At 59.3% G+C, this 12,897-nt stretch carries 9 protein-coding genes and 1 pseudogene; 6 read left to right on the top strand and 4 right to left on the bottom strand.

What is annotated here, in order from left to right; all coding sequences use genetic code 11:
* Positions 1-142 precede the first annotated feature (142 nt).
* The 5 genes from ggt (at position 143) to AOC04_RS17235 (ending at position 7,388) form a co-directional block, all read left to right on the top strand.
* Positions 143-1,810: a gamma-glutamyltransferase gene (gene ggt / locus AOC04_RS17255; protein WP_060695482.1), complete on the top strand. Its 1,668-nt coding sequence runs from the start codon at positions 143-145 to the stop codon at positions 1,808-1,810.
* A gap of 150 nt (positions 1,811-1,960) precedes the next feature.
* Positions 1,961-3,406, top strand: a complete 1,446-nt coding sequence (locus AOC04_RS17250) for a SulP family inorganic anion transporter (protein WP_060695480.1) — start codon at positions 1,961-1,963, stop codon at positions 3,404-3,406.
* Positions 3,407-3,745: 339 nt separating this feature from the next.
* Entirely contained in the window at positions 3,746-5,095 is a 1,350-nt protein-coding gene (locus AOC04_RS17245; protein ID WP_060695479.1) for a GntT/GntP/DsdX family permease, read from the top strand.
* Positions 5,096-5,956 (top strand): MurR/RpiR family transcriptional regulator, encoded by an 861-nt coding sequence (locus tag AOC04_RS17240; protein ID WP_060695477.1) that lies wholly within the window; start codon positions 5,096-5,098, stop codon positions 5,954-5,956.
* A 1-nt stretch (position 5,957) separates the two neighbouring features.
* The gene (locus tag AOC04_RS17235; RefSeq protein ID WP_060695475.1) at positions 5,958-7,388 is read left to right on the top strand and encodes an N-acyl-D-amino-acid deacylase family protein; all 1,431 of its coding nucleotides are present in this window, start codon (positions 5,958-5,960) and stop codon (positions 7,386-7,388) included.
* Positions 7,389-7,543: 155 nt separating this feature from the next.
* On the opposite strand, the gene AOC04_RS24515 is transcribed toward AOC04_RS17235, so the two are convergent.
* Together AOC04_RS24515 and AOC04_RS24510 are read right to left on the bottom strand one after the other, a co-directional pair.
* Positions 7,544-8,248, bottom strand: coding sequence for a methyl-accepting chemotaxis protein (locus tag AOC04_RS24515; protein WP_397457312.1), 705 nt, complete (start codon positions 8,246-8,248; stop codon positions 7,544-7,546).
* Positions 8,249-8,446: 198 nt separating this feature from the next.
* A pseudogene (locus AOC04_RS24510) lies at positions 8,447-9,331 on the bottom strand (methyl-accepting chemotaxis protein); the annotation flags it as partial.
* A 542-nt stretch (positions 9,332-9,873) separates the two neighbouring features.
* Here AOC04_RS24510 and pmrG point away from each other — a divergent pair.
* Complete coding sequence (gene pmrG, locus AOC04_RS17225; protein WP_060695471.1) at positions 9,874-10,551, top strand: lipopolysaccharide core heptose(II)-phosphate phosphatase PmrG; 678 nt, start codon at positions 9,874-9,876, stop codon at positions 10,549-10,551.
* Positions 10,552-10,680: 129 nt separating this feature from the next.
* Here the strand turns inward: pmrG and AOC04_RS17220 are convergent, their stop codons facing one another.
* The gene (locus AOC04_RS17220; protein ID WP_060695469.1) at positions 10,681-11,187 is read right to left on the bottom strand and encodes a hypothetical protein; all 507 of its coding nucleotides are present in this window, start codon (positions 11,185-11,187) and stop codon (positions 10,681-10,683) included.
* 91 nt (positions 11,188-11,278) lie between these two features.
* Positions 11,279-12,745, bottom strand: coding sequence for an ArnT family glycosyltransferase (locus AOC04_RS17215; protein WP_060695467.1), 1,467 nt, complete (start codon positions 12,743-12,745; stop codon positions 11,279-11,281).
* Positions 12,746-12,897: the final 152 nt, after the last annotated feature.

The following is a 12,897-nucleotide window of genomic DNA, read 5'->3' as shown; positions in this document are numbered from 1 at the left end:
GGCGCAAGCGTGCTCGCGCCTACAGTTTTCAGATTGGTTTTCGGTTTGTGCACCGGCCCGCACATTTACTTTTGTTGTTTGAAAACGTTACTGAAATCAGACAAGGTTCGGCATCGTTCTATAAAAACAAAAGGAAGTACCAATGCGTGTTGTATGGTTCAAAACCCTGGCCTTGACGGCTGCCATCGCAGCCAGCTCTTCAGCGTTTGCCGTCACGCTGGAAGGCGGGGCAGTGGCGGCACCGGATCAATACGGTGCTGAAGTCGCGGCGCAAATTCTCAAAAAAGGCGGCAATGCCGTCGACGCAGCGGTCGCTACCGCGTTCACTCTGGCCGTGACTTACCCCGAAGCCGGGAACATTGGTGGCGGTGGTTTCATGACCCTGTTTATCGATGGCAAACCCTACTTCCTCGACTATCGTGAAACGGCGCCCAAGGCTGCCAGCCGCGACATGTACCTCAATGACAAGGGCGAAATCATCGAGAACCTGAGCCTGGTTGGCTCGCGCGCTGCTGGCGTGCCGGGTACGGTGATGGGCTTGTGGGAGGTGCATCAGCGTTTTGGCAAATTGCCATGGAGCGAGCTGCTGACCCCGGCCGTGGGTTATGCAAAAAACGGTTTCAAGGTGGCCGGTCAGCAATATCAATACCGCGAAGATGCCCTGGCCCTGTTTAACGGCACCACCAATTTCAGCGACTATTTCGGCACCATGAAGCCTGGCGAGACCTTCAAGCAGCCAGAGCTGGCCGCCACCCTGGAGCGCATTGCCGACCAGGGCGCCAAAGACTTCTACCAGGGCAAGACTGCCGACCTGCTGGTCGCTCAAATGCAGCAGGACAAAGGCCTGATCACCAAAGAAGATCTCAATGACTACAAGGTCAACTGGCGTGAGCCGATGCGGGTCGATTTTCGCGGCAACACCTTGTACACCGCACCACTGCCGAGCTCTGGCGGTATCGCGCTGGCGCAACTGATCGGCATCAAGGAAGACCGTGCGGCGGACTTCAAAGGCGTGGAGCTGAACTCGGCACCTTACATCCACCTGTTGGCTGAAATTGAAAAGCGCGTGTTTGCCGACCGTGCCGATTACCTCGGCGATCCGGATTTCGGCAAGATGCCGGTGGCTGAATTGACCGACCCGGCCTACATCGCCAAGCGGGCGAAAGAAGTGAACCCGCAAGCGATTTCGACAACGGCCAACGTCAAGCCAGGCCTGGAACCGCATCAGACCACGCACTTCTCCATCGTCGATAAACAAGGCAACGCTGTCAGCAACACCTACACCCTGAACTGGGATTACGGCAACGGGGTTGTGGTTAAAGGTGCGGGCTTCCTGCTCAACGACGAAATGGACGACTTCAGCTCCAAGCCGGGGGTTGCCAATGCCTTTGGTGTGGTCGGCGGCAATGCCAACGCCATCGAGCCGGGCAAGCGCATGCTGTCGTCGATGAGCCCAAGCCTGGTGACCCGCGACGGTCAGGTCACTCTGGTGCTCGGTACGCCGGGTGGTTCGCGGATCTTCACCTCGATCTTCCAGGTGCTGAACAATATCTACGACTACAACCTGGCGCTGGAAAAAGCCGTTTCCGCGCAGCGCGTGCATCACCAGTTGCTGCCTAAAGACACGATCTACTACGACGCCTACGCGCCACTCACCGGCAACGTGGCCGACGAGCTGAAAACCATGGGCTACACCCTGGAAGATCAGGGCTGGAACATGGGCGATATTCAGGCGATCCGGGTTAACGGCACTCAGCTGGAAACCGCCTCTGACCCCCGTGGTCGCGGGGTTGGCAGGGTTGTGAAGTAAGAACGCCCTGAAAAACCTGTAGGAGCGAGCTTGCTCGCGAGCTCTGCGCTGAAAAGCTCGCTCCTACGGTTATCCCGCCTCTTCGCAATTTGTTACCATTCGTTTCTCGATATTCCCTCCGCTTTCCCCGCCCCGAATTTTAGGTACGCCATGAAACTCACACGTCTGCGCGCTGATGTCCTGGCCGGACTCACGACGTCGTTCGCCCTGCTGCCCGAGTGCATTGCTTTCGCCCTGGTTGCCCACCTCAATCCGTTGATGGGGCTGTACGGGGCGTTCATCATTTGCACCCTTACCGCGCTCTTCGGCGGACGGCCGGGCATGGTATCCGGCGCTGCCGGCTCCATGGCCGTGGTGATTGTCGCGCTGGTGGTGCAACAGGGCGTGCAATACCTGCTGGCCACGGTGCTGCTGGGCGGGCTGATCATGCTGGCGTTCGGGCTGCTCAGGCTCGGCAAGCTGGTGCGCATGGTGCCGCACTCGGTGATGCTGGGTTTCGTCAACGGCCTGGCGATCATCATTGCCATGGCCCAACTGGATCATTTCAAGGATGGTGCAACCTGGCTGACCGGCGCGCCGTTGTACCTGATGATCGGGCTGGTGGCGCTGACCATGGCCATCGTCTATTGGCTGCCCCGGGTGACCCGCGCCGCGCCGCCGGCCCTGGTGGCAATCCTGGGGGTGGGGCTGGCGGTCTGGCTGTTGGGGTTGCCGACCCGCACCCTGGGTGACATGGCGCACATTGCCGGTGGCTTGCCGACGTTCAGTCTGCCCGATATCCCGTGGAGCCTTGAAACCCTGCGCATCATCGCGCCCTACGCCATCGTGATGGCGCTGGTCGGCCTGCTGGAAACCCTGCTGACCCTGAACCTGACCGATGAAATTACCGAGAGCCGTGGCTTCCCGGACCGCGAGTGCGTGGCCTTGGGGGCCGCGAACATGGTGTCAGGGGTGTTTGGCGGCATGGGCGGCTGCGCAATGATCGGCCAGACCGTGGTTAACCTCAGCTCCGGCGGGCGCGGTCGATTGTCCGGGGTAACGGCGGGGCTCATGATCCTGATGTTCATACTGTTTCTGTCGCCGTTTATCGAGCGCATTCCGCTGGCCGCGCTGGTTGGCGTGATGTTCGTGGTCTCGCAGCAGACCTTTGCCTGGGCTTCATTACGGGTCTTGAACAAGGTGCCGCTCAACGATGTACTGGTGATCATCGCGGTAACGGTGATTACCGTGTTCACCGATCTGGCCGTCGCCGTGCTGTGCGGAGTGATCATTGCGGCACTCAATTTTGCCTGGCAGCAAGCGCGACAGCTGTACGCCGACACGTATCTTGAGAGTGACGGCAGCAAGCTGTACCGGGTTCACGGCACGCTGTTTTTTGCTTCGACGGCGGCCTTTCTCAAACAGTTCGACCCTGCCGGCGACCCTGCCAAAGTGACCCTTGATTGCAGCCATCTGAGCTTTGTCGACTACTCGGCGATTGCCGCGCTGGACACCCTGCGCGAGCGTTACAGAAAAGCGGACAAGCACCTGCGGGTCCTGCATTTGTCCGAGCGCAGCAAAAAACTGCTCAAGCGCGCGCGGGTACACCACGAGTAATCCAGGAACGACAGCGACGATGTCTATCCGGCATAACGGGTTGCCCGCATCGCTGGCAAGCCAGCGCCCACACTATCCGCGGTAGCCACTACACCCCCTGTAGGAGCGAGCTTGCTCGCGAGCCTTTCCGACAGCTCGCGAGCAAGCTCGCTCCTACGGACCCGGTCCCGATCAATGAAAATTCGCCCCTGTGATTTTCATTTGTGCTGTTCGCTCATGCCTGTGTGCGACAGCACATGTCACTGCGCGAAAGTTATTTTCATAAAGATTGTCAAATCGCCCTGGTAATGCTTTTTGAGTTTCAAGACAACTCAAGAACTATTGCCGGGGGAACATCGCATGACGCCATCTTCGGGCTACGGGCTGCTGTTGTATGCGGCCATTGCCATCATTGCGCTGATCGTTCTGATTGCGCGCTACAAGATCAATCCGTTTATCGTCATTACCCTGGTTGCCATCGGCCTGGGCCTGATGGCGGGCATGCCTGCGGGCAGTGTGATCGGGGCTTATGAGGGCGGTGTCGGCAAAACCCTGGGGCATATTGCGCTGGTGGTGGCCCTGGGCACGATGCTCGGCAAGATGATGGCAGAGTCGGGTGGCGCCGAGCAGGTAGCACGTACCCTGATTGATCGTTTCGGTGAGCGCAACGCGCATTGGGCCATGGTCTGCATCGCCTTTGTGGTGGGCCTGCCGCTGTTTTTCGAAGTCGGTTTTGTGCTGCTGGTGCCAATCGCTTTTACCGTTGCCCGGCGGGTCGGGGTGTCGGTGCTGATGGTCGGCTTGCCGATGGTGGCCGGGTTGTCGGTGGTGCATGCACTGGTGCCGCCGCACCCGGCTGCGATGCTGGCGGTGCAGGCGTATCAGGCGTCGGTCGGGCAAACCCTGATGTACGCGATTCTGATCGGCGTTCCCACGGCGATCATCGCCGGTCCGGTATTTGCCAAATTCATCGTGCCGCGTATTCAGTTGCCGGACGTTAACCCGCTGGAACAGCAGTTCATCAATCGCGAACCGCGCGCACGGCTACCCAGTTGCAGCATTACCCTGGGCACGATTTTGCTGCCGGTATTGCTGATGCTGGTCGGCGGCTGGGCCAACCTGATCTCGACCCCGGGCAGCGGTTTTAATCAGTTTCTGCAATTTATCGGCAACTCGGTAATGGCTCTGCTGATCGCGACCGTTGTCAGCTTCTGGACCCTGGGGCTGGCCCAGGGCTTCAGTCGTGAATCGATCCTCAAATTCACCAATGAGTGTCTGGCGCCTACGGCCAGCATCACCTTGCTAGTGGGGGCCGGGGGCGGCCTGAACCGGATTCTGATCGACTCTGGGGTGACCACCGAAATTGTTGGCCTGGCCCAGGACTTTCAGTTGTCGCCGCTGTTCATGGGGTGGGTGTTTGCAGCCCTGATGCGCATCGCCACAGGCTCGGCCACCGTCGCCATGACCACGGCGTCGGGGATTGTGGCGCCCGTGGCGCTGGGGCTGGGTTATCCACATCCGGAGTTATTGGTGCTGGCCACGGGCGCAGGCTCGGTGATTTTTTCCCACGTGAATGACGGCGGCTTCTGGCTGGTGAAGGAATACTTCAATATGACCGTCGCGCAGACCTTCAAAACCTGGACGGTGCTGGAAACCTTGATTTCAGTCATCGCATTCGGTTTTACCCTGATCCTTTCAGAGCTGATTTAAATGGACATCCTGTATCAAATCCGGGTTCGTCAGGACACCTTCAGCGCCGCCGAGGCCCGAATTGCCCGGCTGATGCTCAGCGATATCGCTTTTGCCGCGAACGCCAGCCTTGACGAGCTGGCGCTGCGGGCCGAGGTCAGCAGCGCCACGTTATCGCGCTTTGCCCGCAGTGTCGGCTGCCGCGATTTGCGAGACTTGCGTCTGCAGCTGGCGCAGGCCAGCGGGGTGGGCAAGCGTTTTCTCGATACCGGCAGCATGCCTGAGCAGTCGGCTTTTTTTCGCCAGATCCTGAGTGATATCGAATCGACCTTGCACGAGCATCTGGCCGGCTTCAATGGCGTGCATTTTGCCGATGCGGTCAGGTTGCTGGGCGAGGCGAAAATGATTCATGCGTTCGGCATGGGCGGCAGTTCCAGCGTGTACAGCGATGAATTGCAGGTGCGTCTGGTGCGCCTGGGCTATCCCGTGGCGTCCTGTCGCGACGTGGTGATGATGCGGATCACGGCGGCCACGCTGGGCCCGGAGCATGCGGTGATTGTGTGCTCGCTGACCGGCCTGACCCCGGAGTTGATCGATGTGGTCAGGCTGGCCCACAACTATGGCGCCAAAGTGATCGCCATCACCCGGCCCGATACGCCTCTGGCGCAATTGGCCGATGTGGTGCTGGCGCTGCAAGGGGTGGAAACCAGCTTCATCTACAAACCCACGGCGGCCCGTTACGGGATGATGCTGGCCATTGACGTACTTTCCACCGAGCTGGCGCTGTCGATGCCTGAAGCCAATCAGGAGCGCTTGCGCCGGATCAAACTGGCACTGGATGACTATCGTGGCGGCGACGACTGCCTGCCATTGGGGGATTGAAATGCACTACGACACAGTGATTCGCAATGCCCGGGTAATCGATGGCAGCAACGTGCCAGCCTATAGCGCAGATGTGGCGGTACGCGCCGGGCGTATCGAGCGTATTGGCGAGCTGGGCGATGCACGTGGCACACGGGAAATAGACGCAGCGGGCCGGGTACTGGCACCGGGTTTTATTGATGTACACACCCATGACGATACGGTGGTGATCCGTCAGCCGCAGATGCTGCCAAAGCTCAGTCAGGGCGTGACCACGGTGATTGTCGGCAACTGCGGCATCAGTGCTTCGCCGGTGACTTTGCGTGATGAGCCGCCTGACCCGATGAACCTGCTGGGCAGCAAAGCCGCGTTTGTCTACCCGCGTTTCAGTGACTACCGCGCCGCCGTGACGGCTGCGCGGCCCGCACTGAATGTTGGCGCGCTGATCGGCCATACGGCTTTGCGCAGCAATCACATGGACGATTTGCAGCGCACCGCCACGGTCAGCGAAATACGCGGTATGCGTCAGCAACTGCGCGAAAGCCTGGAGGCGGGTGCGCTGGGGTTATCCACAGGGCTGGCGTACGCCAGTGCGTTTAACGCCGAGACCGACGAGGTGTTGCAACTGGCTGCAGAATTGACGGCTTGCGGTGCGCTGTACACCACCCATCTGCGCAGCGAGTTCGAGCCGGTACTGGAGGCCATGGACGAAGCGTTTCTGATCGGTCGCCAGGCCCGGGTCCCGGTGATTATTTCCCACCTTAAATGTGCGGGTGCGGGTAATTGGGGGCGTAGCCCGCACTTACTGGCAGCCCTGGAACAGGCAGCGAAAACCCATGCGGTGGGTTGCGACTGCTATCCCTACGCCGCCAGTTCTTCGACCCTTGATCTCAAACAGGTGACCGACGCGTTCCGGATCACCATCACCTGGTCGACACCGCATCCCGAGATGGGCGGGCGTGACTTGCAGGACATTGCAGGGCTGTGGGGCGTGTCGTTGCTGGCCGCTGCGCAGCGCCTGCAACCGGCGGGCGCGGTGTATTACGGTATGGATGAAAGCGACGTGCGCAGGATTCTGGCGCACCCGCTGTCAATGATCGGCTCCGATGGCCTGCCTGACGATCCGTTTCCGCATCCGCGTTTGTGGGGGGCGTTTCCACGGGTTCTCGGGCATTTCAGTCGTGATCTGGGATTGTTCCCGCTGCACACGGCGGTACACAAAATGAGCGGGTTGTCGGCGGCTCGTTTTGGTCTTGAGGGCAGGGGAGAGATACGCGAAGGCAACTGGGCGGATCTGGTGTTGTTCGATCCCCAGACTGTGCGCGACGTAGCGGACTTCAATGCTCCGCAACAGGCTGCACAAGGGATCGACGGGGTGTGGGTCAACGGTGTGATGAGTTATGAGAATGGCGTGGCCAACGGTCACCGAGCCGGTGTATTCCTGCCTCGATAGAGAGGGAGGCAATGGCCCTTGCGGGCGCTGGCTGCCAGCGATTCGGGCGACCAGGCAGGCGGGAAACATAGCGGTGTGGCTATCGCCGGCAAGCCGGCTCCCACAGTGAAGATGTTGTGAATTACACGTTGTGGGAGCTGGCTACACGTTCAGGGTCAGATTTTAAAGTGGCTCACCATCTCCTGCAGCTGATTGCCCAGGCGCGCCAGTTCAACGCTGGACTTGGCGGTCTCGTCGCTGGCGGCGGCGGTTTGCTCGGAGACGTCGCGCACGTTGACGATGCTGCGGCTGATCTCTTCGGCCACTGCGCTTTGTTGCTCGGCGGCGGCGGCAATCTGCTGGTTCATTGACTGAATGTTCGACACGGTGCGGGTAATACCCTGCAACGAAGTCCCCGCCTGACGGGTCAGGGTCACGCTGCTGTCAGTCAGGGAGCGGCTGTTATTCATGACGCTGGCCACATGTTGGGTGCCGCTTTGCAAGGCCGCTACCAGGGTCTGAATCTCTTCGGTGGATTTCTGCGTGCGCTGGGCCAGGCCGCGCACTTCATCAGCCACTACGGCAAAACCGCGCCCGGCGTCGCCGGCACGTGCGGCTTCGATTGCGGCGTTGAGGGCCAGCAAATTGGTTTGCTCGGCAACCGCCTTGATCACGTCCATGACGCTGCCGATCTTGTCGCTTTCCTGTTGCAGCACGGCCATGGCTTCGGTCGAACGGCCGACTTCCACTGCCAGGCGCTCGATCTGGTCAATGGCCTGATTGACCACCTTGTCGCCGTCACGGGCTTCGCCGTCAGCGGCTGCGGCGGCTTGCGAGGCTTGCTCGGCATTGCGTGCAACTTCCTGCACGGTGGCAGTCATTTCATGCATGGCAGTGGCCACCTGATCGGTCTCGATCTTCTGGCTGTTGACCCCGGCGCTGGTTTGCTCGGTGACGGCTGACAGCTCTTCGGCAGCGCTGGCGATTTGAGTAACGCCATCGCGAATGCCGCCGATCAAGTCCCGCAGGGTGGTGCCCATGCGCGCAATGCCTTGTTGCAACACGCCCAGTTCATCACGGCGGGTAACCCGCAGGTTGTGGCTCAGGTCGCCGCTGGCAATGCGCTCGACCACGTCCAGGGTTTCACGCAGCGGGCGGGTAATCTGGCGCGTGATGATCACGGCAGCGGCGATGCCGAACAGCAGTACCAGCAAGGTGGTGATCAATTGCATGCTATTGGCTGTGGCACTTTCGATGTCGCGGCGTTGCAGCTGGATTTTGTACAGCTCATCGCTGCGGCTCAAAACGCTGCTGCCGTACTCGGTCATCTTCTTGCGCATGTCGATGATGGTGTTGTCGGTGCTGGCGTACAGCTGCAGTGCCTGTTGGTACTGCTCCATGGTCCGCGTCAGGGTGCTCAGGGTTTGTGTGGCACTCGTGGCGAAATAAGGATTGAGCTTTTCAAGGCTGGCGACGGTCCGGTCCAGTTGCTGGCGTGCGGCCAGTTCGGTGGCTGGAGTCGGTAAAGCAATATAAGCACGCACCTGATAGCGCGAGAGCAGGAACTGTTCACGGACTTCAGACACGGTCTGGAACATTGCAAAGCGAGACTCATCGCCGGCAGGCAATTGCAGGGCGCTGTTCAACAGCGTGGCGATGGCCTCCTGGGCCAGTTTGGCATTGCGGTCCATGATGGTCCGCGATTCGGCAGATTCAACATACGCCTTGCGCATGGTCACCAGTGCGCGCTCGTAGTCGCTGATGATGGCTTGCTGTTCCTTGAGCAGCGTGAGGTTTTCCGCGCTCTGGAAGGTGCTGATCAGTTTTTTTTGCTGTTCCTGAAACGCGTCGATACTGGTTTGCACGGCTTGCGCGGCGGTCTCGTCGCCGTCAGTCAGCATGTATTGCAAGCGCGTGACCCGCAGGTTGGTAAACGCAGTATTGAGCCGTGTGATATCGCTCATCCAGTTACTGCGATCAACCATTTTGTCCAGGCTCAGCCAGTCAAAAATCGCCATGACGCAAGTGAGGAGCAGTACCAGGCCAAAGCCCAGGGTCAGTTTCAGGTTGACGCTGATGTTACTCAGCCAGCTATTCATAATAGTTCTCCAGGAACGGTGCACGCAGGATCGAATTTCGCTGGAGGGTTTTAGTTATTGGCCCAGCAGAATGCTTGTGTTGGGCTGTATCGGCGGCACTTCCCAGAGCTGAAACGTTTTCTTGATAACAATGAATATTTGGTCAAAGGCCCTTTTAACCATGGGGATAAGGGCGCTTTTACGCTTTTTTTCACATTCGTTTCACCTGCCTCTGACGCGGGGTTTTTTAGACTCTGGTTCAGCTTGTAGTTGCCTGCTGTGTGCAAGTCTTGTTTCCACAAAAAGGCGCGCATCGACCCATTGTCATATTCGCGTTATAGCGTGGCGGCCAATGTCGTCCATTGACTGTTGTAGGGGATACTTCTTCCGTGATTTCAAGTCTTCGTCTGGCTGGAACCACTCGCGCAATGCTGCGCAGTGTGCTGGCGCGTTATAGAAATACTCTTGTGATCGTGGCGGCCAGTGTGCTGACCGGTGCGGTCACGTGGCACCTCCTGTCACCGGTACCGGCTCCCAACCTGGCTCAGCCGAAAAATGCCGGCCAGGTGCTGGCCCTGACCCAAAGCTGGGCCAAAGGTGACGTGATTGCTCTGGTGCGCCATGGCGAACGTTGCGATCGCACGACGACGCCATGCCTGGGGCTGGCCGACGGAATCACGGTACATGGCGAAGTGGTGGTTCAGGAACTGGGCGCCAATTTCAGACAGTTGGGGCTCAAGAACGCCGATATTTACAGCAGTGAACTGACCCGTGCCCGGCAAACCGCCGATGCCATGTTCATTCGCCCGGTGGAGGCGCAGGACTGGCTATTCAATTGCCGCGGCACAATGTTGCGTGACGCTCTCAAGCACAAGCTTCCAGGCCGCAACCTGGTGCTGGTGACCCACAGCGAATGTATGGACGCGCTGGAAGCGGACATGCATGTGCCAACGGATACAACGTTCGGTTACGGGGCTTCATTGTTCATCCAGGACGATGGCGCGCATGGCCCGCAGATGCTGGGCTATATCGAGACTAAAGACTGGTCGAACATCACCCCGATGGTCACGCCGGTGCTGCACGGGGTTGAAGCCTCGCAGTTCTGACCTGACGTCGGCTTGTCTGCGATGCAGGCAACGTGATGGTGCTGATAAACCGCGGGAATGCTATCGCGGGCAAGCCGCTCTCCTACACAGTTTGCCCTGGCAAGCGACCTCTCCAGATCTGTTTGCAGATCAAACACGTCCCAGCAGGCGATTCCAGTTTTGCTCTTCGGGCAACGGCAAGTCGCTGAGTTCACGGGCCACAACATTTTCGATATCGCCGGCGCTCAGGACTTTTTCGTCCAGCCATGGCCACGTCGCATCCGCATCGCGAAAATTCAGCTGATCGTTCAACTGATGGCAGGCAAGTGCCAGTAAATGCATCAGCACCCACTGGCTGGTGATGTATTGCTTTTGCCCGGCCGGGATGCGGCTGAGCAGGGCCGAAACGTCGGACAGTTGCGGGCTGGGTGAAGTGGCGGTGTGCAGGTTCCATAAAATCGAGCCGTCGTTCGAAGAGTCCTTGTCCGCCAGCGCCGGGTCAGCGCTGACTTCAAGGTTGATTTTCACGTGTTGCTGCTCGAGTTGATCGATCAAATAATTGGCGAGATCGGACTTGCGCAGGAACGCGGTAGCCGTATTGAACGCCAGATTGGCGTCATAGTCGCTCAGGGTCTTGCTGGTAATACTGATGGTCATGACAGGCTCCTTGGCTGGGAAACGTTCAGCACAGGGAGCGTAGTCAATACACCGCAATCGGCCACGGTAACCGCGCTTATGTTGCTCAGGATCAAGTCCGGGACGCGGGTGTGGCCAGGCTCACGAAATAATAGTTGTGACGTCCGACACTGACCTTGCTCACGATGTTCAAGGGCAGGCCGGGGACATCCGGTTGCTCGACGATTGCGATGTTATCGGGCGAGGCGCTGAGAAAAGCTTGCAGCTCAGCTGTGGAGTCCAGCGTCTTCTGCAATTGCTGGCTGTAGAACACCAGCGCTCCGAGGCGCTCGTCGGGCTGCATTAACCCGATGTGTTTGCCACTGGCTTGCAGGCTTAGCGCTTGCGCCGCTACCGGTTGAAATGACTCTTCCTTGTCGGCGCGTGGAGCCCATAGAGCGGCCAGCAGATAGGCGATCACGATGCAGGCAAACAGCCCGGCTGCGAGAGCACGATGATGTTCGCTCAGGAACCGGGCCACAGCGCTGGTCGCGCTTTTCTTGCGCAGCCAGCCCAGCACCACGCGGGCATATTCAGCTGCAATGACCGCTGCTGCCGGCGCCAGTGACATGAGGTACACCGCGCGTTTGCTTGAAGCCAGGTTCAGCAGTAGAAATTGCGCCAGTAGCCAGACACAGAAAAACAGCAAGTACGGGTTGCTTCGCAGTTGCTTGCGAAAATGCCAGAGCCCCAGATAGGTCAACAGGTTCCACGGCATGAAGGCTTCGGGCAATTTCCTCAGGTAGTAGTCAAAGGCTTCGTAATGCCCGGCTTCGACAAACGATCCGCTGAAGCGCCCCACGCTGTTGGTCCACAGCACCTGGCCCACAGCCTGAAGCCCGCCGCGCTGATACAGCAGGCATAGCCAGATCATCAGCGGGATCAGTCCGAGCAGGGTCAACAGGGCCGGTCGCAGCCAGTCGCGCAGGACAAAACGTTTCGCTATCAGGCTCTCGCTCAGCAGGAAGAAAAAGATCACCACGCCGGGCAGTGCCAGACCGAATACGCCTTTGCTCAGGGTTGCAATGGCAATCCCGGCCGCAAACAGCAGCCAGCTGCCGCGGGCAAACCCCGGTTGGCGGCTGGCATGAAAAAACGCCAGCAGCGCCATGCTCACGCCCAGTGTCAGCAGGGCGTCTTCTCCCACTTGACGGCTATTGCTCCAAAAGCTGGCCATGGTTGCCAGCATCGCCGCGGCCGTCCAGGCCCATGCCGTGGGGCGCCCAAGCTTGCGCAGCATGGTGTACAGCAACATGACGCAAAATAATCCGGCGAAGGCTGACGCCAGGCGCACGGCGAATAACTCACCGCCGAACAGGCGAATGGCGCCCGCATCCAGCCACAGGCTTAAAGGCGGCTTTTCGAGGAAGGGCTGGTTGAGCAATGAGGGCGTCACCCAATCGTTGCTTAGGTGCATCTGCATGGCGATGCCCGCTACCCGGGACTCGGTCGAGCCTTGCAGTTGGTGATTGCCCAGTACAAAAAAGAACAGCATGCAACCGAGCAGCAGTAACAGCACAGCAGGGCGAGTCAGACGCATTGGGCTACCAGGCAAGAGTCGGGAGAAATTGTGCGCTGGAGTATAGGAGGGGAATTCTTAACAAAATGTGAAACCTGTGCTGTCTGCTCTGCAAAAGTGGTACGGGGTGAGGGAAGTACTTATGTGGGGGCTGGCGCGCTTAATCACTGGGG

The organism is Pseudomonas versuta (assembly GCF_001294575.1).
GTDB lineage: Bacteria > Pseudomonadota > Gammaproteobacteria > Pseudomonadales > Pseudomonadaceae > Aquipseudomonas > Aquipseudomonas versuta.
Note: the sequence above shows the minus strand (reverse complement) of the source record. Positions and strands in the feature narration are given on the sequence as shown.